Origin of the sequence: Hymenobacter sp. IS2118, from assembly GCF_000715495.1 — a bacterium.
Classification (GTDB): domain Bacteria; phylum Bacteroidota; class Bacteroidia; order Cytophagales; family Hymenobacteraceae; genus Hymenobacter.
The window spans coordinates 24,376-47,251 of record NZ_JNLX01000060.1 but is presented as its reverse complement, the minus strand read 5'-3'; the positions used below and the strand labels follow the sequence as shown (position 1 = coordinate 47,251).

The window sequence follows — 22,876 nt, the reverse complement described above, 5'->3', positions numbered from 1 at the left end:
GATGCTATGTCCGCTACGTTTCCTTTCCAGATGGCGCCCCTGCCGCCGCCCACTTCGCCCGAGCGCCAGCTGGCCATTTTCGCCGACGTAGGCGGCCTCGAAGAATACTACGTCCTCTTTCAGAACCACGGGTTCGGCGGCACCGCCGAGTGCTGGGTCGAGCACATTGAAACCATTATCGAGGAGCACCAGCCCACTTTGCTCGATGAAATCGAGTTTGAGGAAGGCGGCCACACCTTCGTAGCCTACGCCCCCAGTCAGGCCGTGGCCGACCAGTTCCTGGCCTGCGTCCTTCCCTTTTTCGGCACCCTGCCCAAGCTCCAGAAGTACCTGAGCCAAACCGACCCGGACGACTTTTTTGCGTGAAGAAGCTACTGCATTTGCAGAAGCTTATTACAGCTATGTACTCAAACCTGGGCATTTCGGCCGAAGTACTGCTGGCAGCGGCTTAAAGAAACTATGGGCAACTATGGACCCTGAAAATAGTCAAGAGTCTTTCTGTGCTGCTATCGGTAATATTATTGCCGAACAGTCATACGGACCTAATGGTGAAGAAACCCGCATAGGCACCAAGCATTTCCGCGTCGGAGCTAAGGTTTATATCATTGACTGGTTTCCGGGCACCTGCGACCGAGTTGTTGTGATTGGGCATCATCGAAAATCGAATCGACCTATCAAAGCCATTATTAAGGCGAAGGACATCGCAAACCTTCGCGTGAAAAGTTGTTATAGCTTGGCCGCTGTTCGGCTGATTAAGGAACACCAAGCAAATCAGTCTGCCCCCGAGCTAACGCAGGATTTTGCTGAAATACTCTGCTCGACACTACCGCATTGGCGGTAGCAGTTAAATAAATCATCACTCGTTAATGGTTGTTCGCGTTCGCCAACGAACCCAACCCGCATTGCTTTGTCCGACCTCACTTTCATCCCCACCGACCCTTACGCCATTGAGAAAGAGCTGCGCCGCGTTCAGGCCCTCATGCAGCTCGAGCAGAAGGAAGACCTGGAGCAGTTCAAGCTGAAAAACGCTAAGGCCAGTATTGCCGAGCGCCAGCAGCGCGGCCTGACCTGGTACCCCGTCACCATTACCAAGGAAGACATTGGCTTTGGGGGCAAAGTGGTGCTGGAGCTGGAGCGCCCGGCCGGACAGCAGGGCCTGCACCTGTTTCAGGTCGGCAAAAACGCTTCGCTGTTTGGCAACGTGCCCGGCCGCTCGGCCACCGACCGACCCACGCTCAGCGGCGTGATTACCAGCGTGCGGCGCAACAAGCTACTGCTCTCCACCAATAAGGAAGACCTGCCCGACTGGGTGCTGGATGGCGGCAAGATGGGCATCGACCTGACGTTTGATGAGGTGAGCTACCGGGAGATGGACTACGCCCTGGGCAAGGTGATGGGCGCCTACGGCGACCGGCTGGCCGAGCTGCGCGACGTGCTGCTGGGCGCCCGGGAGGCCCGGTTCCGGGCCGAGAAAGCCGACGACCTCTTCTACCCCAGCCCGCTCAACGAAAGTCAGCTGGCGGCGGTGCGCCACGTGCTGGCGGCGCAGGATGTGGCCATTATTCACGGCCCGCCCGGCACCGGCAAAACCACCACGCTGGTGCAGGCCATTCTGGAAACCATCCGGCGCGAGCGGCGCGTGCTTGTCTGCGCGCCCAGCAACACGGCCGTGGACCTGCTCACTGAAAAGCTGGCCGAGCGCGGCGTCAACGTCATTCGGATGGGCAACCCCAGCCGCGTGTCGGACTTACTACTCGAGCACACTCTCGATGCCCAGGTGATGGCCCATAAGAGCTACAACGAGATGCGCTCGATGCGCCAGACCGCCGACCAGTACCGCGAAACCGCTAGCAAGCACGTGCGCAACTTCGGCTACGAAGAGCAGCAGCAGCGCCGGATGCTGAAGGAAGAGGCCAAGATGCTGTTTCAGCAGGCCGACGATTTGGAGCGCTACATCACCGAGGATTTGCTGGAGTCGGTGCAGGTGATAACCTGCACGCTGGTGGGCGCCAGCAACCGCAACATCCGCCACCTCACCTACGAAACGGTGTTTATTGACGAAGCGGCGCAGGCGCTGGAGCCGGGCTGCTGGATTCCGATTGCCAAGGCCAAACGCGTGGTGCTGGCCGGCGACCACCACCAGTTGCCGCCCACCGTGAAGAGCGAAAAAGCGGCCCGCGAGGGCCTGCGCGAAACGCTGTTTGAGAAGTGCATCAAGCGCCAGCCGGCCACGGCCCGCATGCTCATGGTGCAGTACCGCATGCACGAGCAGATTATGGAATTCAGCTCGGAGCAATTCTACGACGGCCAGCTCGTTGCCCACGACACCGTGCGCCACGCCGGGCTTGATGCCTACGACCTGAGCTTCGCGCCCGACCTGCCGGTGGAGTTTCTCGACACGGCCGGCTTCGGCTTTCAGGAAATCACCATTCCGGAAAGCCGCTCCACCGCCAACCCCGAAGAAGCCGACCTGCTCCTCAAGCGCCTCGCCCAGCTCCTGGAACCCTACGACCAAGTGGAGCACGAGGAAGACCTGCTCACCATTGGCGTAATTGCCCCCTACCGCGCCCAAATCAACTATTTGAAGGACGCCATTGAGGAAAACGACGAGCTGAATGGACTAATGGCGCACCGCATGCTGAGCGTGGGCACCGTGGACTCGTTTCAGGGCCAGGAGCGCGACATCATTGCCATTTCCCTCACCCGCAGCAACAACCACGGCGAAATCGGCTTCCTGAGCGACATCCGCCGCATGAACGTGGGCATGACCCGCGCCCGCCGCAAGCTGCTGCTGGTGGGCGACTCATCCACGCTCAGCTCCAACCCGTTCTTCAAGGAGCTGCTGGCGTACGTGGAGCGCATTGGCGGCTACCGCACGGCTTGGGAAATCGCTGATTGACGCTGATTTAATTGATTTCGCTGATTTTTCCCTGTTGGGTGGTTTTTCTCGATTGCGGTGTTTTCTGGGTTAGCGTTATTGCGGGATGATTGACAATCGGTACGCGCATTCGGAATTGACAGAAGTAATAATTGGGTGCGCTATGCGGGTGCATTCGGCACTGGGGCCTGGGTTTCCGGAGGTGGTTTATCAGCGTAGTTTGGCGTTGGAAATGGAAAACGCGGGACTGGTTTTCGAGCGGGAAATAGAGCGGCCGGTTTTCTATTTGAATCAGCAAGTAGGAACTCGGCGTGTTGACTTTTTAGTAGCTGACACCGTGTTGGTCGAGTTGAAGGCCACCACGGTTTTAGATGAGCACCATTTTGCCCAAATTATCAACTACCTCACGGCCTACCGCCTTCAAACGGGCTTGCTCATTAACTTTGGCCAGCCAAGTCTTCAGTTCAAAAGGTTCATCAAAACCATCTAAGCCGATTTCACGAACCAAACAAGTAGCGCAATTCAGCGACAAAAAAAAGAATCAACGTAATCAATAAAATCAATGCAAATCAGCGATAAAATCAGCGATAACAAGGTTGTCACCATCACCTACGACCTGAGTGTGACCGACGAAAACCAGGAAAAAGTACTGGTAGAATCTGCCGAAGCCGATGCGCCCATGGTCTTTCTTTTTGGCCACAGCGGGTTGCCCGAGGAGTTTGAAATCCAGCTCGACGGCAAAAATACCGGCGATGACTTCCAGTTCAGCCTCACGCCGGAGCAGGCCTATGGCGAGTACGACGAGCAGGCACTGGTGGAAATCCCCAAGGAAGTATTCCTTATCGACGGTAAGCTGGACGAGGAAATGCTGCAAGAGGGAAACTTCCTGCCCATGGCCGACAACGAAGGCAACCACATGCAGGCCAAGGTGATAAGCATCGGCGAGTCGGTCGTGCAAATGGATTTCAACCACCCCCTGGCGGGCATGGTGATGCACTTCACCGGCAAGGTGCAGGAAGTGCGCGAAGCCACGGCCGACGAGTTGGCCCACGGCCACGCCCACGGCGAAGGCGGCCACCAGCACTAACCGGATTCGCTCATTCGACAACAAAAAGGCATGCTGCAGTAAATGCAGCATGCCTTTTTCAGTTCGGATAATGTACTGTAAATCGGTGCTAGTCCAGGAATTGGGCCACGTGCTGCTGCAGCTGCGGGAAATATTCCAGAAAGTCGGCTTCGTAGGCGGCGTAGTTGGCTTGCAGCTCCACTACGGCGGTTTCCATGCCGGAGCCGGGTGAGGCGCGCCGGCTCAAACCGTTCAGGGCGCGGGTGATGCTTTCTAGGTTGGCGTAGTTCAGCAGCCAGTTGTGCTCTACCATGTAGGGCAGGAAGTGCTGCACGCGGGGCGGCATTTCCTGCCGCCGGGCCGTGAGCTGAACATAGATGCGCTGGGCAAAGTCGGCTAGGCCTTCAGGGGTGTAGTGCTGAAAGTGACGGGCCAGAAAATGGTCGAGAAACATGTCTGAAATCACGCCGGCGTACTTGCCGTAGCCGGCGGCGCGCAGCCGCTGGGTGGCGCGGCGCACCACGGGGTGCTGGTCGGTGAAGGTATCGATGGCCCGGTGCAGGCGGATGCCGGTCTGCACGTTGGCCGGATAATTTTCCAGCTGTTTGCCGGGCACCGAGTCGGCGATGAAGTTGCCCAGCAGCACGTCGGAGTAGCGGGCCGCCCCTGGGGAGCCGGAAAGGAAAAGATGGGCCAGAAAATTCATTTTCGAGGGCAAAGTACGGGCCTGGACCGGCATCTTGCCCAACCCCTGCCCGCTGGCTGCCGTAAGCAAATAGGCCACCGGCCAACCCCGGCCCAGCCCACGATTTCACTTCCCAATTCCTCCCCCCATGTCCGATAAGACACCCGTAACCCACGACCTGAGCCAGCTGTTCGAAAAAATTAAAGATGTGCGCATGGCCATGCTCACTACCACCGACGAGCACGGCAGCCTGCACAGCCGGCCCATGGCTACCATCCAGCCCGGCAAAGACCAGGCCCTGTACTTCTTCACCGATTCAGAGTCGGCCAAGGTGTACGAAATCAAAAAGGACAGTCAGGTAAACCTCAACTACTCCGACCCCGGCAGCAACATCTACGTCTCGGTATCGGGCAAGGCCGACGCCTACCGCGACCAGGCCCAAATTGACGAACTGTGGAGCGAGCCCATGCGTGGCTGGTTCCCCAAGGGCAAAGACGACCCACGCATCAACATCCTGAAAATCACTATCGACAAGGCCGAATACTGGGACTCACCCAGCAGCCTCCTCAGCCAGGCCTACGCCTACGTTCGCGCCGTGGTAACCGGCGAGCGCAGCAAGGATGACGACGTGAACGAGCACGCTCAGGTGCAGCCCAAGTAAATTCGTTCGGTAAATTTCAGCTGGTGCCGCAGGGTCGTAGCTGATTTGCCTTACTGATTAAGAATACCGAGCCGAAAGGTGCCCTGAACAAGCGGCCTTTCGGCTCGGTTTGTTTGTGGCCGCCTCTACTCACTTTGCGGCGCTGCTGTACCCGCTAAAGCTACCCCCCGTTGCTCACCACCCTCACCGTATTCACCCTCAAGCCCGGCAACAAGCGCTGGGGCCTGGCCCAGATGGGCACCTCCCCGCCCACCCTGAAGCGGGTGCCGGGCCTGCAGTTTTTTAAGCTGCTGGGCAGCGGTGCCGCCAACGGGTTTGGCCTGTGGCCCAACCTGGACCGCTACGGCTTCATGGGGGTGTGGGACGATGCCGCCGCGGCAGACGCATTTTTTGCGCAGCACCCGCTGTGGGCCACTTACCGCCAGCGCAGCACCGAGTTGTGGACGCTGCAGCTGGCTCCGCTAAAATCGCACGGGCTCTGGGACGGCAAAACCCCGTTTGACTACCCCAACGCTCAGGCCGCCCCCGAAAACGCACCCGTGGCGGTGCTCACCCGCGCCAGCATCCGGCTGCGCAAGACGCCGCGCTTCTGGCAGTTTGTAGAGCCCACCAGCGCGGCCCTGGGTCAGGCCGTGGGCGTGCGCGCGGCCATTGGGCTGGGCGAGCTACCGGTGGTGCGGCAGGCCACGTTCAGCGTGTGGGAGTCGGCGCAGGCCATGCAGGAATACGCCTACCGCGATGCGCGCCACCGGGAAGTCATCAAGCTCACGCGCAGCGAGCAATGGTATGGCGAAGAAATGTTCGCCCGGTTTGCGGTGCTGGGCAGCCAGGGCACGCTCGATGGCCAAAATCCATTGGCGGGGCTGGGGCTGCCCGATTAGTCGTCCAGATTGTAGCGTTTGAGCCAGCCCTGGTAGTTCGCTGTTTCAGCGGGGGCGGTATCGGGCTTCAGCTTGATGCCCGTGAGGTTGGTTTCGCGGTTGCCGTCGGGCGCGCGGTGCCAGGTCACGCCACTGCGGCTTTCGGGAGCACTGCGCACCACCTCGTCTTGCCCGGCGCCGTCGTAAAGATGCACTGCCGGACCAGACCCGCCGGCGCCCTGCAGCTCGAATACATCATCGCCACCCAAGCCAAACACGCTGAGCTTATACGTGTCCTTTCGGTCGTATACTCGCTTGCTGAGCAGGCTATCGGGCTGGCCCGGCCGCAGCGCCGACACGCTAACCCGCAGGCGGCCGCCCTCCAGAAACCGCAACGCAAACCGCTCGGGCTTGTCGGTGCCCACCAACCACGCCTCGGCCGCCAGAATCTTGTAGAAGCGGGCCGCCGCCGCCGGCAGCCGCTCCCGCCGCTTGCGCAAAACGGGGCCCAGCTGATTCGCCAGCAGGGCCTGGGTTTCCTGGGGTCCGGCCTGGAGAGCGTGAGAAATAGCGGCATCCGTCAGCCGCTGGCGCAGCGAATCGGCCACTTCCTGGAAGTCTTCGGCACTGAGGGCAGCCAGCAGGGTGCGGTCGAGGGTGCGGGCAGTGGTGGTGAGGCCCTGCACGCCGCTGACGGGCAGGCCGGGGCCAAAGCTGCGGTACTTGGGCACAAACCACGACACTAACCGCGTCACTACGCCGTCATTAAACAGAAAGAAAGCCTGGTCGCGGTCGCGGGGAATGGGGCGAAAAACCACGTGCCCCTTGGTTTGGAAGCTGGCCCAGCGCCATTGGTCCTCGCGGCGGCTCCAGTCGCCCAGCCATATATCCAGCAGGCGGGCCCGGAGGTAGGCCCGGGCATCAACCACCGCGCCAGGGCTTTTTCTGATTTCAGTCAGCATCTTCTCCGTGTTGATGACGGCGATGGAACGGCCGAAACTAGCCACGGCAGACTGATTCCCTTGTGGGCGCTCCTCCAAAAGGTACAGGGCATTGCCGTAGCCTTTGCGGTACTTGCCCAGGCCCGGGTCGTCGGGCACGTACACCAGCCGGGGATTGGTGTGGTACACGCCCGCAGACTCGGCCAGGCGGGCCGCCACGTAGGCGCCGTAGGGGTTGGCGGCGCTGGTCTGGTCTTTCATCAGCCCGCCCAGCAGGCCGCGCACCCACCCCTCGGGCAGGGCCGCGCTGGCATCTTTGTCTACGGAGCGCAGCACGAATTCATCGCCGTTATCGGCTCCCAGCCGCAGGGTGCGGCTCTGGTAGCTGCCGCCGGCCTTGATGGGCACCAGGCCGCCGGGCACGGCCGTGGCCAAGTTTAATACCGGCACCGTGACGGGCGTGGCCCAGACGTTCCGGTAGTGCGTGCCCCAGAAAAACCGCCATACGCCGCCCCGGTCGTACTCGGGGCCAGCCGCCAGGCGCACGGTGGCCGAGTCGGGCGCCCATTGAGTGGTTACGTTTTGGGCGGCTTGCTGGCTATTGCAAGCCATTGGCATTAGGGCAAACGCACAAATCAGCCCTTGCCAAAAGCCGCCTCTTTTACTTAATAACCTGGACATAGCCAATAATTTTATCGAGGACACCGCAGCCCATACCTGCTTGCTGGCGGGAGCATTGTCCCTGCCTATACCGCAAATGAGTGGCGAATGGTTGTAGAGTCGTCGTTGGCCTTGGTCGACTTTTGGCAAGAATCTGCGTTAAAAGCACAAACATGCTCCCCTATTCTTTCGGATGCTTTCATTCTCCGCTCAGCCGCCGGCTTCTCGTTTTTGCTTTTTATTGGTCCTGGGTCTGGTAGCTGGCAGCTGCGCCCGGCGCGATTTTTTTCAGCCCGACGCCCGCGTGGGGCCCGGCAGTGCTGAACCCCTGCCCGCCGCTGCCGATAGTGTGCTGACCGTGGCAGGCCGCCAGTACGCGCAGCACTCCAAATTTTATGAGTTTTTTTGGGGGCACCATTACCGGCCCGTTTGGGCCGCGCCTGCCATGGCGCCGGTGCTCAAGCTAGCCATTGCCGTGCCCGGTGGCCTGAAAGCCGGCAAGGCCGGCGGCGGCTACCAAAGCATCAGCATGACGCTGGAAGGAACCCAAAAACGCGAATACGCGCTGCGGGCCCTGGATAAAAACCCTGTTAAAACCCTGCCTAAGTTCTTGCAAAACAGCTTTTTGCTGAATGCGGTGCGCGACGCCACCTCGGCGGCGCTGCCGTATGGCGCCCTCACGGTGCCGCCGCTGGCCCAGGCGGCCGGCGTGGCGCATACCCGGCCGCGCCTGGTGTACGTGCGCAAGGACGAAACCGGTCTGGGCGAAATGTCGGCCCGGTTTCAGGGCAAAACGGCCCTGCTGGAGGAGAAGTACGAGGCCCTGGCCTCACGCACGCCCGACCTGGCGGGCGTCACCAACTTCAAGGGCGGCGAAGCTATGCTGGAAGACGTGTATGCCGACCCGGCCCACACCATCGACGAGGCTGCCTTTTTGCGGGCGCGCCTGCTGGACGTGTGGCTCGGCGACTGGGACCGCCACGAAGGTCAGTGGGACTGGGCCGAATTCAAAGGGCCCGACGGCCGCGTGCGCTACCAGGCCATTCCAAAGGACCGGGACCAGGTCTATTTTCGGTTCGACGACGGCCTGATTCCCTGGCTGGTGAGCCGACCATTTTTTCTTCCCCGGTTCCAGACGTTTAAGCCCGAGTATGAAAATGTGGCGGGGCTGGTGCAGCAAGGCGACTTTATTGACCAGCGTGGCCTGCGGCAAATGACCCGCGCCGACTTCCGCCGCACGGCGGCCGACTTGCAGCGCCGCCTGCCCGATTCGCTCATTGCGCGGGCCCTGCGCCGCCTGCCCCCGGCCGTGTACGCCCTCGAAGGCCCTGCCCTGGACCGCGCGCTCCGGGCCCGTCGCAAAGCCCTGCCCCAGGCGGCCGAAGACTTCTACCTGGCGCTGGCCCGCAAGCCCGTGGTGGGCGGCACTGCCCGGGCAGAGCGGTTTGTGGTGCACCGCTACGCTGATTCCACTACTGTAAACGTGTTTACTGTATCCGGCAGTAAGCCCGCCCAGCAGGATTCGCTGCAGTTCCGGCGCACCTATTTCACCACCGAAACCCGCGAGCTCAGCCTGGAATCCCTGCAAGGGAACGACGTATTCGAGCTGCGAAGCACCGGCGCGGGCCGGCCCATTCGGCTGCGTTTGTACGGCGGCGCCGGGCAGGACCAGCTGCGCCTGCAAGGTCCCGGCACCCGGCTCAAAATTTATGACGAAGCTTCTGATTTGACCGCGCCCAACGCCCCAAAACCCCGCTCACCCAGCAAAAACCACCTCCCCTACAACCGCACTATCGACACGAAAGGACGCTAAGGAAGGAGCCCACAACCTGTCTCAATCAGCGGCTTGCGCTCTTCTATCAGTTCGGTCAATAGTGCTAAAACCATATTTTCAGGCGGAGGCCCGGCCCGATTACGGCTGGCTGGGCACCGATGAATTTCAGCTCAGCAAAGTCACTTTCAGCCAGGGCAGCGCGCCGACTGAAAACGCCTGCGATTAACCATCGACTGAATAGCCGAAGGTTGGTCGCAGGCGTTTTCGGTTCGTCTTGGTCAGAGCCGAAATCAGAAAAACAAGCGCTGATTGAGCAGTTACTACACCTCCGTCAGCATCCGCAGCACCAGCCGTTCCACGGGCGTGAGCAGGTCGCCGGGGGCGGCTTCGGCATCGTGCCTGCGCAGGTAATCAATTAGTTGCCCGGATTTAAACAACTCTACAACCTGCGGGTGAATGTAGTATTTGGAGCAGACCGTGGGCGTGTTGCCCAGGCCGACGGCAACTTCTTTCACGGCCTTTTTCACCACTTTTTCGGGAGTTAAATCGGGCTCTTCTTGTAGCACGGCTTCCAGGCATTGCACCATTTTGACGGTGCCGCCCCAGGTGCGAAAATCTTTGGCCGAGAGGGCCAGGCCCGTGTGGCGCTGCAGGTACTCGTTCACGTCGCCCGATTCCAGGGCGTGGCGCTGGCCATCGCGGGTGTAGTATTGAAACAAGTGCTGGCCGGGAATTTCCTTGCACTTGCGCACCAGCCGGGCCAGGCGGGCGTCGTGCAGGGTCACGTCGTGCGGCACGCCTTTTTTGCCCACGAAGCTGAAATTCACATCAGCTCCGTCAATCGCGACGTGCTGGTCGCGCAGGGTCGTCAGGCCGTAGCTCTTGTTCTTTTTGGCGTATTCCTTATTGCCCACCCGAATGAAAGACTGGTCCATCAGGGTCAGCACCAGGGCTATTACTTTCTCGCGGTCCAAGGCCGGACGGCGCAGGTCTTTGCTGAATTGCTCGCGCAACGCCGCCAGCTGCTCGCCAAAGGTGCGCAAGCGGGAGAATTTAGTCAGGCTGCGCATTTCGTCCCAGGCGGGGTGGTAGCGGTACTGCTTGCGGCCCAGGCTGTCGCGCCCCGTCACCTGCAGGTGGGCGGTAGCCGAGGCGGCAATCCATACGTCGGTCCAGGCCGGTGGCACCACAAAGCTGGCGATTCGGTCCAGCGTTTTGGCATCCGTAATTTTCTGGCCTTTCGCGTCGTGGTAGGTAAAATTTCCGGCCCGCGTGGTTTTTCGGACGATGCCGGGCGCCTGGTCGGTGGCGTAGCGCAGGCCCGCCATCTGGGCTTGGCGGGCGGGGTCTTTGTACACCACATGGGCCTCTTCCTGAGGCATGAGGGTCTTCTTTTTAGTTTTGGAGCGGGGCGCGGCGGCAGTGGACATAGAGCGGTAAAAAGAGCCCCGAAAGGCGGGCATTGCCGTATTACGTAAGCAGCCCACGGGCGGCCATGTTCTGCGGTTGCCCCGCCCCGGCCGTAGGTTTGCCCCATGAAGCCGCTCGCTGCCCTTGCCTCCTTCCTCGAATGGACCGACCACCTCCTCACCCGGTCCCGGGCGCGGACGGGCCGGCTCCGCCCCCTCCAGCTCGACGCGTACCGGAGCTACGGCACGGGCGCGAAATTCTACATCAAAGGCCGCCTGCTGGCCGAGCGCGGGCTGGGCACCCAAACCGCTACCGACTCGCGCTGGCGCAATTTCCAGGGCATGGTGCGCCGCTTCAACAGCCGCGAAGTAGCCGGCGCCGACCTCGTGGCCGAGTTGCCCGATGGCAGCCAGCACCTCGTCACCACCGACGACGAAGGCTATTTCACCCTCATCATCGAGCCCCAGGCCCTGCCCGAGCCCGTGGCCTACCTCTGGTACCCGGTGCCGGTGCAGGTGTCGCGCCTGCCCGCGCAGTTCCGTGCCCCGCTGCCCACTGTTCAAGCATCGGCCAAGGTGCTGGTGCCGCCGGCCACCGCCGAATTTGGCATTATCAGCGACCTCGACGACACCGTGTTCGAAACCAGTGCCACCAACCTGCTGAAAATGCTGGCGCGCACGCTCTTCAGCAACGCGCATTCCAAGCTGCCATTCGTGGGCGTGGCCGATTTCTACCGCCGCCTGCAGCGCGGCAATACCAGCAAGCCCGACAACCCGTTTTTCTACGTGAGCAGCAGCCCGTGGAATTTGTACGACGTGCTGGAGGAGTTCATGGGCATCCACAAAATGCCGCCTGGCCCACTCCTGCTCCGCGACCTGGGCATTGCCCGGCCCAAAACCACGCCCCTGCCCGGCGTCACGGGCTCGGCAGCCATTCATTTTGGCCACAAGCTGCACGAAATCAACAATGTGCTGGCCACCTACCCGCACCTGTCCTTCGTGCTCCTCGGCGACAGCGGCCAGGAAGACGCGCGCATCTACCGCGAAGTGGTGCGGCAGCACCCCGGCCGCATTCGCGTCATCTACATTCGCGACGTGCAGGTGCCCGCCCGCGCCCTACTCGTGGGCCCCATCACCGCCGAGCTGGAGGCCGAGGGCGTGCCCATGCTACTGGTAGCCGACTATGCCACTGCCGCCGCCCACGCCGCCAGCCTGGGCCTTATCATTTAGCTGCAAGCTTTAAGCTGCAAGCCTCACGCCGAGAATAATTGCGGGCTTGTGGCTTGCGGCTAACAACCTACTGGCTATTGGTATGGTCGGCCGCCACTACCCATTTGCCGTCAATCTGCCGCATTATCAGCAGGAAATAGCCCTGCTCGTCGCCGGCCACGGGGCGCGCCAGGTGCCAGCGCCCGATTACCTGCGCCGCGTTGGGGTTTAGCACCGTGATGCGCAGGCCATTGAAATCGAGCTGGCCCATTGCTGCCGCGTCGGGGTAGTTTTTTTGGTAGTTGTCAAGCGTTTGCTGCCAGCCGTAGGTGGGGCCTTTGCGGCCGAGGAAAACGAGCGAGTCAGACTTCCAGTACCCCTGCATAAAGCCGGGAATGTCGCCCCTGTTCCAGGCGGCGGCCTGGGTCGTGAGCACGGTGCGAATGGCGGCGGCAGACTGGATATCGCCGCCGGATTTGGTGGCCGTTTGCATGCTCCCCGCGCAGCCTGTCAGGCCCAGCAACGATACCGCCAGCAGCATTTTTTCGGTTGATTTGAGCATCGTGGCCATGTTAATCAGTAAGCAGAGATTTGATGTAAGAAGTGCCGCCCAGCCGGCGCATGTTGCGCATCACGCGCCGCTGTTTGGCGCGGGCCACCGGCCCGGGGTTGGAGGCCCGAAAGCGCAGCGGGTTGGGCAGCACCCCGGCCAGCAGCGCGGCTTCGGCGGTAGTAACCTGGCTGGCCGGCTTACCGAAGTAGCGCTGGCTGGCCGCCTCCACGCCAAAGGTGCAGTCGCCCATCTCGGCCACGCTCAAATACATTTCCATAATGCGCCGCTTGTCCCACATAAACTCAATCAGCACCGTGAAATAGGCTTCGGCGGCCTTGCGCACGTAGCTGCGGCCCTGCCACAAAAACACGTTTTTGGCTACCTGCTGCGTAATGGTACTGCCGCCCACAATGTGCGTGCCATCACCGTTCCAGTTCCGCTTGGCGGCTTTGGTAATGGCATCGAAATCGAAGCCGCGATGCAGCAGAAAACGCTGGTCTTCGGCCGCTACCAGGGCCAGGGGAATGGCCGGGGCCACCTCGTTGATGTTCCGAAACCGGTAGCGAATCTGCCGGGAATCTTCCTGAATGCCCTGGTAGCCGTGGCCCACGGGCGCATGCGCGCGCCGGTCGAGCATCAGCCAGGTGGCGGGCGGCGCCACCCACCGGTAGACGAGCACCCAAGCCACCGAAGCCAGAAACAGCGCGGCCCCCACCTGCAGCAGCAGCCGAAACGTTTTTTTGAGAATTATCGAAATCGGAGGGAGCAGTGGGGTGGATGCCATTAGGGCAAAAGTAGCGCAGTAGGCCGGGTTTCGCCATTCCCGCCTACCTTTCGCTGGTTGTCAGTTACGCATCAATAAGCTGGCGCGCGTCTCCGACGCATTTCCTCTTGGCTTCGCGCCGCTGGCTCGCACGTGCAAAGGCATCGTAGATGTGCTCCCGATTCGAGCCTGAGAATCGCAGCAAATCGGCAACGCGTCAGAGACGCGCGCCAGCCCAACAGAACAATCAGCAACTACCTTTCAAAACCCAACCAACCCCTTTACTTGTTGAGACTGCCATTGGCTTCTCAAATCCAGCTCTGGTCCCATGCCCCGTTTGTTACCGCTATTTCCGCTCAACCTGGTGGTTTTTCCGGGTGAAAAACTCAACCTGCACATCTTCGAGCCCCGCTACCGCCAGCTGGTGCGCGAGTGCATCGAGCAGAATATCACCTTCGGCATCCCGCCCTACCTCGATGAGTCGCTCAGCGAGCTCGGCACCGAAATGCGCCTGCTAGGCGTGGAACAAACCTATTCCAGCGGCGAGCTGGACATCCGCACCAAGGCCGTGGGCGTGTTCCGCATCAACAAGTTTTTCCGCCAGGCACCGGGCAAACTCTACGCCGGGGCTCAGGTTGAGGACGTGGTGCAGGACAACGTGGCCGACCCCGTACTCCGCCAAATCATCACCCGGCAGGTCCGGCAGCTCTACGAGGCGCTGGGCCTGCGCAAGCTGCTGATGGAGCTGGCTCCCGACTACTGCATCTTCGACGTGGCGCATCACATCGGCTTCAGCACCGAGCAGGAGTACCAGCTGCTGGCCACCACCAGCGAGCAGGAACGCCAGGAAATGGTCCGCGACCACCTCGACACCATCCTACCCGTGGTCCTCGAAACCGAGCGCCTCAAGGAGCGGGTGCGCCTCAACGGCCACTTCAAAAACCTGACGCCCCCAAATTTCTAACCACGGATTGGCTCGGATTTTTGACCACCGATTGAACGGATTTTAACGGATTGAACGGATTATTTGTGGTTCGGCCCGGTAAGTGAAAAGCTTAATACCGGCCGATAGCAACGAAAAGAGGCGGCCTGAATGGGCCGCCTCTTTTCGTGTTAGAACGCTAAAACCAACCGGCCCGAACCACAAATAATCCGTTCAATCCGTTCAATCGGTGGTCATTGTTTCAAGCCGGCGGGTACTCCCTGCGGGAAATCAGCGGCAATTTCCTGCTCCAGGTTGCTGATGCGGTTGCCGGGGTCGGGGTGCGTGCTCAGGAACTCGGGCGTGGAGCTGCGGCCGCCGGCCTGCGCCAGAATATTCATTACCCCAATCATGGCGCGGGGGTCGTAGCCGGCCTGGGGCACAAAATCCACGGCCAGCTTATCGGCCTCCAGCTCGTCGTTGCGGCTGAACCGCATGCCGACTACCTTAACAATGGCTGCCGCGATGGCCGCTTTGGCCACGGAGCTGCCGGGGCTGTCGGGGTCGTAGGAGGCAATGGTGGCTGCACCGGCCAGGCCCTGCGTCAGGTTGGATTTGGCCACCTGCGCGGCCGAGTGGCGGCCCACTACGTGGCCCACTTCGTGCGCCAGTACCCCGGCCAGTTGGGCTTCGGTTTTCAGGTTTTTCAGCAGGCCTTCGGTGATGAAAATTTGCCCGCCGGGCAGCGCGAAGGCGTTGATGGTCTGGTCGTCGGCCAGCAGGTGAAACTGGAATTTGTAGGGCGTTTGGCCGGCTTTGGTGGACGAAATAATTTTCTCTCCGATTTGCTGCACCGCCGCGCGGGCCTGGGCATTGTTACTCAGGCCGCCGTACTGGGCGGCCATCGAAGGCGCGGCTTGCACGCCCAGGGCTATTTCCTGGTCGGCGCTCATGCTCACGTGCTGGGTTTCGCCGGTCACCTCGTTCTTAGAGGTATTGAAATAATAGCCAAAAAGGGACACTGCCGCCACAATAATGGCAATAATGAAGCGGAGATTTAGTTTCATGATATTAAAGAAGAGAAGGGTAAGCGTGAGAGACGACTCGGGTGGCTTCGTCGCCGAATCTGGCCCGATGGCCTTTAAACGCACCCTTTCCGTTCTGGTTATCCTTCCTGGCTGCGGGGCTTATCGCAATCCGGCAAAAGCCGTCACGGCGGTATCCATGTTCAGCCAGCGCGAGCGGTAGCCGGCCTCAGCTGGCCCGTGCAGGTACAAGATGCTGCCGCCCTTAATGGCCCTTACAATGGCAGTGGTTTCGGCCACGGGCAAGGCCGGACAGCCCTGGCTCCGGCCCAGGCGACCGTGGGCCTTCACAAAGTCCTGGCACACGTAATCGGCCCCGTGTATCACTACGGCCCGGCTTTCGGCGTTGGTGTTGTAGCCGGGGTCGAGGCCGGTGAGGCGGAGCGAAAGCCCGTGCTTGCCGGTGTAGGTAGTGGGCGCGGTGCGGTAAAAGCCCAGGCTGCTCATCTCCGAGCCGTTTTTGTTGGAAAAGGCCACCGGCACATCGGCCCCGCTGGCTTTGCCGTGCGCTACCAGCGTATGAAACAATACCTTGCCCTGCTCCACATCAATAACCCACAACCGTTTTTGGCTGCTGGCGCGGCTGAAATCAATCAGCGTGAGCACCGGCGGGCTGGCCGTGCGCTGCCCTGCGGGCCGCAGGTTGTAGTAGCCCACCAGGCTTTGGCGGAAAACCGGGAGCGCCAGCCCGGACGCTCCCAGGCCCAGCTTGGCATAGAGCTGCGCTGCTTTTTGCTCAAAAGCCGCCTGGTAATAGGCCCGGCGGGCCGCGGGCGGCAGAGCCGCGACAGCCGCCTTGGAAACCGATTGCGCGGCCAGCTCCGCCGAAGGAAGGGCCAGCGACAGAACAAGGCCCGCGAATAAACTCTTTCTAATCATTAATAAAGGGGTAATGCTGTGGATTTTAAATAATTCTGAGTAGTCCACCTTAAATAACCACTTCAAAATTAGTGCTTAGCTTCGCTCCAACCTCAATTCCCGCCGCGGTATTTTCACTTTAATCAGATGGCTCCTTCTTCTTTCGCTATGCGACGCACGCGCCTGTTGCTGCTATTGCTGCTCGGCGGCGTCCTGAACGGGTGCGGCCACGCCCTGCCCAGCTTGCCCGGCTTTGATGCCCCCACCTGGCGCAGCGACCCCTACGCCTGCCGCGATTTGCGCCGGGCGGCCCTGCCCGCGTTGATAAGCGGCAAAGAGCAGCTCTACGAATCCCGCGCCAACGACGTAACGGCCCTACTTGGCCAGCCCGACGAGGAAGAGCTCCGCGCCGGAACCGAAAAGGTTTACTACTATTATCTGGAGCCCGGCACGCAGTGCGAGGGCCGCCGCGCGCGCTCCGGAGCCGCCTGCCTCAGCATCCGCTTTGGCCCCATTGGCACCGTGACGGAGGTTTTGACCGACCCGCTACGGCCGCAAACGCCTCAGCCCTAAACGCAAAGAGCCCGCTATTTCAATAGCGGGCTCTTTGCGTTTAGGAAAACAAGTTGAGACGATGCTTAGCCCAGGCTTAACCCAGTCCGTGGCCGGGTTCGCTGGGCGCGGGCTGCTGGTTGGGCTCGTGCTGCAGCTGGCTGAGCTGCGAGGGCGTGAGAATGCGGCTGAACTCGCGTTCAAACTGCGCTTCAAGCTCGGCTACTCTGGTGGCACCGGCGGCTTCGTTACTGCGGTACTCGCGGGCAAGGGTTTTAAGATTCAGCTGTTTGGTCCGGTTCAGGGCGAGCAGGCTGATGAACTGGCCTTCGTTGAGGTGCAGCCGGTTGCTCATCTCCCGGGTAATAGCCAGGGCGTCCTGGTCGGCCGCTTTGGCTATCGAAGCGGTGCTAAAAGTGGGACGGTCGGCCAGACGGTCCGCCATTTGGGCCTGAACCGGAAGCGAACCCGAAATCAGAAAAAAGAAGGTGGAGGAAATTACAAAGTTGCGCATCAGAAAAAAGATTTTGAGGCAAGATAGCCCGTTATTTCGCCGCTAACGAAGTCAACGTATCAGATAGTTTCTGTTTTGTCTGATTTTATTGATAAATCTTTCCTTTTAAAACTACTGTCGGGCTAATAAAAAAACGGCCTTAGGTAAAGGCCGTTTTTCAGATGACACCCTTTCTATTGGCACCCTAATCGAGGCTGGTAATGGGCTGATGGTCGGGACTCTTAAAGTACTGCATGGCAATAAGGGAAGTGATTACCCCCGTCATCGAACCCATCAGGATGATGCCCAGGCCGCTGATAAGAATGCCCAGGTCGGCGCCAAACAGGTCGCGGGCCTGAATACGCTCCACGGAACCCACTACGCCCTGGCTAAGCCCGCCCAACAGCCAGAAAAAAGCAGCCAGCAGCCCGGAAGCCACCATGGCCGTCACGATGCCCGTACCAAAGCCCTGGAGGTACGTCATGCGGTTGCCTCGCGACTTTTTGAAGCGTTTAATGCCCAGCACCACGCCCACTATCAGGATGGCAATGTCGAGGGTGCCGGCCTCGATTTGATGGAGAAAGCCGGCCATTGCCGCAATGCCGGTGTAGGCCATCAGGGCAATAGCCGTGATGATGCCGATGCGCAGGCCATTGTTTTCGGGGGTTATTGTATGGTCAGCCATGTGAGAGGAGGTGAAGTGAATGAGAAAATACTCGTTTAGCAGGTTGGTTCACGCCTTAACTACTGGCTTGGGGGCTCGGAAGTTATCAGAAAGCAGCAAGGAAGCGCATTGACTGGCATCGAGGGGCCGTGAAAAGGGCACTATTTTGACGATAAGGCCGTTGTTTTCGCGGCCAGCTGGCTACTCCTTTCCGCGTGGATTTTCTGGCCGCTGCCCAGTGCGTAATTTTGGGCCCCGCCGAGCACCCGCGCGCGCGTTTTTGTTTGCTATTTTTTTTGACTGCATGATTTCGACCACCAATGTGAGCCTGCGCTACGGCAAGCGCATCCTGTTTGAAGACGTTACCGCTAAATTCCTGCCCGGCAACTGCTACGGCCTCATTGGGGCCAACGGCGCGGGTAAATCCACGTTCCTGAAAATCCTGTCTGGCGAAATGGAGCCCAACACCGGCTCGGTGGAAATGCCGGCCGGCCAGCGCCTGGCCGTGCTCAGCCAGAACCAGTTTGCCTACGACGAGCAGCCGGTGCTGCAAACGGTGATTCAGGGCCACCAGCGCCTGCACGCGGTGATGACCGAGAAGGACGCGCTGTACGCCAAGGCCGATTTTAGCGACGCCGACGGCGAGCGCGCCGCCGAGCTGGAAGGCGAATTTGCCGACCTTGAAGGCTGGAACGCCGAGTACGAAGCGGCCGAGCTGCTCTCCGGCCTTGGTATTGTAGAAAGCAAGCACCAGTCGCTGATGGCCGACCTTGGCGCCAGCGAAAAGGTGCGCGTGCTGCTCGCGCAGGCCCTTTTTGGCAATCCCGACGTGCTGCTGCTCGACGAACCAACCAACAACCTGGACGCCGAGAGCGTGCTGTGGCTGGAAAACTTCCTCGACTCGTTTCAGAACACCGTGATTGTGGTGAGCCACGACCGCCACTTCCTGGATGCCGTGTGCAACTACATGGCTGATTTGGACTTCGGCAAAATTCAGATGTACCCCGGCAACTACACCTTCTGGTACGAAAGCAGCCAGATGGTGCTGCGCCAGCGCCAGGACGCCAACAAGAAAACCGAAGACCGCCGCAAGGAGCTCGAAGAATTCGTGCGCCGCTTCTCGGCCAACGCTTCGAAGTCGAAACAGGCCACCAGCCGCCAGAAGCTGCTGCAAAAGCTTACGCTCGAGGACATCAAGCCCAGCTCGCGCCGCTACCCCTACATTGCTTTCAAAAGCGAGCGGGAACCCGGCAATCAGCTGCTGAGCGTGGAAAACCTGAGCGCCAAAGTGGACGGCCAGACGATTTTCAAGAACGTGACCTTCACGCTTGATAAGAAGGACAAAGTGGCCATCGTGGGCCGCGACGACCGCGCCGCTTCCCTCCTCTTCGACATCATGTTTGGCGAGGCCACGCCGGCCACCGGCGACGTGAAATGGGGCACGACCATCACGCCGAGCTACTTTCCGAAGGAAAACAACAGCTTCTTCCAGTCCGGTGAGCTGAACCTGGTGGACTGGCTGCGCCAGTACTCCGCCGACAAGGACGAGAGCTTTGTGCGCGGCTGGCTGGGCCGGATGCTGTTTTCGGGTGAGGAGTCGCAGAAGAAAAGTAACGTGCTGAGCGGTGGCGAAAAAGTGCGCTGCATGCTAAGCAAAATGATGCTGGAAGGCGGCAATGTGCAGGTGCTCGACGACCCCACCAACCACCTGGACCTGGAAAGCATCACGGCCCTCAACAACGCACTGCGCGACTACCCTGGCTCGCTGCTCTTCGCCTCGCACGACCTGCAGTTCATCGACACCGTGGCCAACCGCATTATCGAGCTCACGCCCGATGGCATCATCGACCGCCGGATGAACTACGAGGAATACCTGGCCGATGAAACGCTGAAAACCCAGCGCCAGAAAATGTACAAAATGGCCTAGCTGTTTTGGTAGCCTAGCTGGCCGAATCAGAAATAACCATTCATTTCTCATTCGGCCAGCTCAACTAAAAACAAACATGAAACTTCCGCTGCTTCCGCTGCTGCTCCTTGCCGGGGCGGCCCTGCTCCCCGCCCACCGCGCCCAGGCGCAGGAAAAGCCGGTGCTGAACTCCGCGCCTCCCGGCCCGCCGCCTGTGCCACCACGCCCCACGGAAACCACGCCAGCGCCCGTGCCCACGCCGGCGCCGGTTCCGGCGCCTGAACCAGTCCGCGAACCGTCAGGGTATCCGGCGCCCCAGCCTTCGGGCGATGCCCCTTCGGGCCTGGATTTTCCTAATCGCGAGACGACCAAAGCTGGTGGCGCGGAGGACAAGCCGCCGACGAAGAAGTTTCTCTACACCAATTTTGGGCTGGGCTTCTCGTCCAATGGGGGGCTCAATCAATTCAATATAAGTGCCGCACCAGCCATCGGCTTCCGCATCACCGATAAATTTGCCATTGGGCCGGGCATTTCCTACGCCTACAGCAGCTTTAGTCTGGACGATAATGCCAAACGGGCCGGCTTTGCCTTGAATAGTAATGGCGACAAAAGCATTAAGTCCAGCAACCTGGGGTTGAAGGCATTCGCGCAGTACATCGTTTATAAGGAGTTCTTTGTGCACGCCGAATACGAAGTCACCAACGCAGAACTGATTGGTTTTGACCCCAATGATGGGTATTTCAAGTTTAAGCGCACCGTCACCACCCCATTGGCTGGCATCGGCTACCGCTCTTCTTTAGGCCAGAATTCGGCGGTTGATATTGTCGGGCTTTACAATTTCGATAACTCCCTTGGCTCGCTCTACCCAGGATTTGTATTGCGCTTTAGCTTTCTGTTCAATTTCGGCAAATAGCGAATCTGGTACATACAAAAGGCCGTCCTGATTGCTCAGGACGGCCTTTTGTATTACCTGCGAAGGTGGAATTAAATGGCTTTGCGGCCGCTGATTACCCGTAGCAGAATGGCAATGATTGCAATTACCAGCAATACGTGAATCAGGCTGCTGCCGCCGATGCCGGCACCCAGAACGCCAAAGAAGCCGAGCGCCCAAATGATGATGAGAATGACGGCGATGATGTACAAAAGATTACCCATGACTAGAGAGATTGAAAGGAGGTGAAAGAAAAAGTGTCTCTGCGGCTTTGTACGCGGCCTTATCTAAAAGGATATAAAAAGTGAAGAAATAATTTTCACAACCCGAACAAAACCACGGGTTGCTAATACCACTTGTAGCTTTGTTGCACTGGCCGACTGGCCGTTAATTTCCACACTCTCCCCTTTTTCCCACTCGTTATGAACGTAGCCGTTATTGGTTCCGGCACCATGGGCAATGGCATTGCCCACGTCTTTGCGCAGCACGGCTTTGCCGTGGCCCTCATCGACATCAGTCAGCCCGCCCTGGACCGGGCGCTGGGCACCATCACCAAAAATCTGGACCGCCAGGTGGCCAAAGCCGCGCTAAGCGAGGACGACAAAACCGCCACCCTGGGCCGCCTGAAGACCTTCACTTCGTTGGAAGCCGGCGTGGCCGGGGCCGGGCTGGTGGTGGAAGCCGCCACCGAAAACGTGGACCTAAAGCTGCAAATATTCCGCGACCTGGACCAGTTCGCGCCCGCCGATGCCATTCTGGCGTCCAACACGTCGTCCATTTCCATTACCAAAATCGCGGCGGTCACCAAGCGGCCGGAGCAGGTTATTGGCATGCACTTCATGAACCCGGTGCCGGTGATGAAACTGGTGGAGGTGATTCGCGGCTACGCCACTTCTGATGCCGTGACGGCTACGGTAATGGACCTGTCGCGCCAGTTGGGCAAAACGCCCACCGAGGTCAACGACTACCCCGGTTTCGTGGCCAACCGCATCCTGATGCCAATGATTAACGAGGCCATCATCTCGCTTTTTGAGGGTGTGGCCGGCGTGGAGGAGATTGACACGGTGATGAAGCTGGGCATGGCCCACCCCATGGGCCCGCTGCAACTGGCCGATTTTATCGGGCTGGACGTGTGCCTGGCCATTCTACGAGTACTGCACGAGGGCTTGGGCAATCCCAAATACGCGCCCTGCCCGCTTCTGGTGAACATGGTGATGGCCGGCCGTCTGGGTGCCAAGTCCGGCGAGGGCTTCTACCAATACACGGCCGGCTCGAAGGAGCTGGTGGTAGCCGAGCGGTTCCGGAAGTAAGCGCTAGGCTTTTAGCAAAAGAAGCACGTCATGCTGGATATAACCGGAGCATGGCGTGCTTTTTTTCGTGGTAGCGCTTCAGAAAACAACTTCCGCTGCGTTTGCCGTGTTGTCGATTTCAACCAACGAATAAACTTCCTACCCATGCAAAAAGCAACATTTGGCGCCGGCTGCTTCTGGTGCGTCGAGGCCGTGTTCCAGAACCTGAACGGCGTGGAGAAAGTGGTATCCGGCTATGCCGGCGGCCGTATTGCCAACCCGACCTACAAAGAAGTATGCAGCGGCCTCACCGGCCACAACGAGGTGATTGACATCACCTTTGACCCAGCCGTTATCAGCTTCGAGGAGCTGCTCGAAATCTTCTGGAAAACCCACGACCCGACCACCCTCAATCGCCAGGGCAACGACACGGGCACGCAGTACCGCTCGGGCATCTACTACCACAACGACGAGCAAAAGCAACTGGCCGAGACGTACAAAAAGAAGCTCAACGATAACCAAGCTTTCCCCAACCCGGTGGTGACAGAAATTGTGGCCGCCCCCACCTTCTACCCCGCCGAAGACTACCACCAGAACTACTTCAACCTGCACGGCCACGAGCCCTACTGCCAGTTTGTGGCCCGCCCCAAGGTGGACAAGGTGAAGGCGCTGTTCGGCGATAAATTGAAAGCCGGAGTATAATTCGCTTGCTTCGTT

26 protein-coding genes are annotated in these 22,876 nt (G+C 59.9%); 16 read left to right on the top strand and 10 right to left on the bottom strand.

The genetic code is table 11. The features are described 5' to 3' along the window. Positions 1-6: 6 nt before the first annotated feature. The 5 genes from GM79_RS04275 (at position 7) to GM79_RS04260 (ending at position 3,965) form a co-directional block, all read left to right on the top strand. The gene (locus tag GM79_RS04275) at positions 7-366 is read left to right on the top strand and encodes a hypothetical protein (RefSeq protein WP_035559789.1); all 360 of its coding nucleotides are present in this window, start codon (positions 7-9) and stop codon (positions 364-366) included. Continuing rightward, a complete protein-coding gene (locus GM79_RS24620) occupies positions 359-841 on the top strand; it encodes a hypothetical protein (protein WP_152559821.1) in 483 nt (160 codons plus the stop codon). Before GM79_RS04275 ends, GM79_RS24620 begins: the two co-directional genes overlap by 8 nt. A gap of 66 nt (positions 842-907) precedes the next feature. Further along, positions 908-2,899, top strand: coding sequence for an AAA domain-containing protein (locus GM79_RS04270; RefSeq protein WP_235183916.1), 1,992 nt, complete (start codon positions 908-910; stop codon positions 2,897-2,899). An 85-nt stretch (positions 2,900-2,984) separates the two neighbouring features. Further along, on the top strand, positions 2,985-3,368 hold the full coding sequence (locus GM79_RS04265) for a GxxExxY protein (RefSeq protein WP_035559786.1): 384 nt from the start codon (positions 2,985-2,987) through the stop codon (positions 3,366-3,368). 72 nt (positions 3,369-3,440) lie between these two features. Then, positions 3,441-3,965: a peptidylprolyl isomerase gene (locus GM79_RS04260; RefSeq protein WP_035559783.1), complete on the top strand. Its 525-nt coding sequence runs from the start codon at positions 3,441-3,443 to the stop codon at positions 3,963-3,965. 88 nt (positions 3,966-4,053) lie between these two features. Here the strand turns inward: GM79_RS04260 and GM79_RS04255 are convergent, their stop codons facing one another. Further along, on the bottom strand, positions 4,054-4,650 hold the full coding sequence (locus GM79_RS04255) for an ACP phosphodiesterase (protein ID WP_035559858.1): 597 nt from the start codon (positions 4,648-4,650) through the stop codon (positions 4,054-4,056). A 127-nt stretch (positions 4,651-4,777) separates the two neighbouring features. Between GM79_RS04255 and GM79_RS04250 the strand changes: the two genes are divergently transcribed. Beyond that, positions 4,778-5,290: a pyridoxamine 5'-phosphate oxidase family protein gene (locus tag GM79_RS04250; RefSeq protein ID WP_035559780.1), complete on the top strand. Its 513-nt coding sequence runs from the start codon at positions 4,778-4,780 to the stop codon at positions 5,288-5,290. Between the two features lie 170 nt (positions 5,291-5,460). After that, positions 5,461-6,171 (top strand): hypothetical protein, encoded by a 711-nt coding sequence (locus GM79_RS04245; RefSeq protein ID WP_051718497.1) that lies wholly within the window; start codon positions 5,461-5,463, stop codon positions 6,169-6,171. Here the strand turns inward: GM79_RS04245 and GM79_RS04240 are convergent. Then, positions 6,168-7,703: a hypothetical protein gene (locus tag GM79_RS04240; protein ID WP_035559775.1), complete on the bottom strand. Its 1,536-nt coding sequence runs from the start codon at positions 7,701-7,703 to the stop codon at positions 6,168-6,170. The genes GM79_RS04245 and GM79_RS04240 overlap by 4 nt on opposite strands. Positions 7,704-7,944: 241 nt before the next feature. Here GM79_RS04240 and GM79_RS04235 point away from each other — a divergent pair, with 241 nt between their 5' ends. Then, a complete protein-coding gene (locus GM79_RS04235; protein WP_152559820.1) occupies positions 7,945-9,564 on the top strand; it encodes a hypothetical protein in 1,620 nt (539 codons plus the stop codon). A gap of 61 nt (positions 9,565-9,625) precedes the next feature. Beyond that, the gene (locus GM79_RS26235; RefSeq protein ID WP_262489433.1) at positions 9,626-9,751 is read left to right on the top strand and encodes a hypothetical protein; all 126 of its coding nucleotides are present in this window, start codon (positions 9,626-9,628) and stop codon (positions 9,749-9,751) included. Between the two features lie 94 nt (positions 9,752-9,845). On the opposite strand, the gene GM79_RS04230 is transcribed toward GM79_RS26235, so the two are convergent. After that, positions 9,846-10,955, bottom strand: coding sequence for a DNA topoisomerase IB (locus GM79_RS04230; RefSeq protein WP_035559851.1), 1,110 nt, complete (start codon positions 10,953-10,955; stop codon positions 9,846-9,848). Between the two features lie 105 nt (positions 10,956-11,060). Here GM79_RS04230 and GM79_RS04225 point away from each other — a divergent pair, with 105 nt between their 5' ends. Further along, a complete protein-coding gene (locus tag GM79_RS04225; protein ID WP_051718495.1) occupies positions 11,061-12,164 on the top strand; it encodes an App1 family protein in 1,104 nt (367 codons plus the stop codon). A 67-nt stretch (positions 12,165-12,231) separates the two neighbouring features. Here GM79_RS04225 and GM79_RS04220 read toward each other — a convergent pair whose 3' ends face one another. After that, positions 12,232-12,714 (bottom strand): YybH family protein, encoded by a 483-nt coding sequence (locus tag GM79_RS04220; protein WP_035559773.1) that lies wholly within the window; start codon positions 12,712-12,714, stop codon positions 12,232-12,234. 1 nt (position 12,715) lies between these two features. Next, complete coding sequence (mtgA, locus tag GM79_RS04215; RefSeq protein WP_035559770.1) at positions 12,716-13,480, bottom strand: monofunctional biosynthetic peptidoglycan transglycosylase; 765 nt, start codon at positions 13,478-13,480, stop codon at positions 12,716-12,718. A gap of 307 nt (positions 13,481-13,787) precedes the next feature. Between mtgA and GM79_RS04210 the strand changes: the two genes are divergently transcribed. Continuing rightward, on the top strand, positions 13,788-14,423 hold the full coding sequence (locus tag GM79_RS04210; protein WP_035559766.1) for an LON peptidase substrate-binding domain-containing protein: 636 nt from the start codon (positions 13,788-13,790) through the stop codon (positions 14,421-14,423). Between the two features lie 212 nt (positions 14,424-14,635). Here the strand turns inward: GM79_RS04210 and GM79_RS04205 are convergent, their stop codons facing one another. Next, positions 14,636-15,448: a M48 family metallopeptidase gene (locus tag GM79_RS04205; RefSeq protein ID WP_035559763.1), complete on the bottom strand. Its 813-nt coding sequence runs from the start codon at positions 15,446-15,448 to the stop codon at positions 14,636-14,638. Between the two features lie 120 nt (positions 15,449-15,568). After that, positions 15,569-16,345 (bottom strand): murein L,D-transpeptidase catalytic domain family protein, encoded by a 777-nt coding sequence (locus GM79_RS04200; RefSeq protein ID WP_081867546.1) that lies wholly within the window; start codon positions 16,343-16,345, stop codon positions 15,569-15,571. Positions 16,346-16,492: 147 nt separating this feature from the next. Between GM79_RS04200 and GM79_RS04195 the strand changes: the two genes are divergently transcribed. Further along, complete coding sequence (locus GM79_RS04195; protein WP_035559760.1) at positions 16,493-16,897, top strand: hypothetical protein; 405 nt, start codon at positions 16,493-16,495, stop codon at positions 16,895-16,897. Positions 16,898-16,973: 76 nt separating this feature from the next. On the opposite strand, the gene GM79_RS04190 is transcribed toward GM79_RS04195, so the two are convergent. Continuing rightward, positions 16,974-17,390, bottom strand: coding sequence for a hypothetical protein (locus GM79_RS04190; RefSeq protein ID WP_035559756.1), 417 nt, complete (start codon positions 17,388-17,390; stop codon positions 16,974-16,976). A gap of 184 nt (positions 17,391-17,574) precedes the next feature. Continuing rightward, positions 17,575-18,054, bottom strand: coding sequence for a DUF4199 domain-containing protein (locus GM79_RS04185; protein WP_035559754.1), 480 nt, complete (start codon positions 18,052-18,054; stop codon positions 17,575-17,577). 283 nt (positions 18,055-18,337) lie between these two features. On the opposite strand from GM79_RS04185, the gene GM79_RS04180 reads away from it, so the two are divergent. Both GM79_RS04180 and GM79_RS04175 read left to right on the top strand, forming a co-directional pair. Further along, on the top strand, positions 18,338-19,960 hold the full coding sequence (locus tag GM79_RS04180) for an ABC-F family ATP-binding cassette domain-containing protein (RefSeq protein ID WP_035559845.1): 1,623 nt from the start codon (positions 18,338-18,340) through the stop codon (positions 19,958-19,960). A 76-nt stretch (positions 19,961-20,036) separates the two neighbouring features. Next, positions 20,037-20,852, top strand: a complete 816-nt coding sequence (locus GM79_RS04175) for a hypothetical protein (protein WP_035559750.1) — start codon at positions 20,037-20,039, stop codon at positions 20,850-20,852. A gap of 71 nt (positions 20,853-20,923) precedes the next feature. Here GM79_RS04175 and GM79_RS24615 read toward each other — a convergent pair whose 3' ends face one another. After that, positions 20,924-21,094: a lmo0937 family membrane protein gene (locus tag GM79_RS24615; RefSeq protein ID WP_152559819.1), complete on the bottom strand. Its 171-nt coding sequence runs from the start codon at positions 21,092-21,094 to the stop codon at positions 20,924-20,926. A gap of 198 nt (positions 21,095-21,292) precedes the next feature. Between GM79_RS24615 and GM79_RS04170 the strand changes: the two genes are divergently transcribed. Beyond that, positions 21,293-22,180, top strand: coding sequence for a 3-hydroxybutyryl-CoA dehydrogenase (locus GM79_RS04170; protein ID WP_035559747.1), 888 nt, complete (start codon positions 21,293-21,295; stop codon positions 22,178-22,180). 144 nt (positions 22,181-22,324) lie between these two features. Further along, positions 22,325-22,861 (top strand): peptide-methionine (S)-S-oxide reductase MsrA, encoded by a 537-nt coding sequence (gene msrA / locus GM79_RS04165; protein ID WP_035559744.1) that lies wholly within the window; start codon positions 22,325-22,327, stop codon positions 22,859-22,861. Positions 22,862-22,876 lie beyond the last annotated feature (15 nt).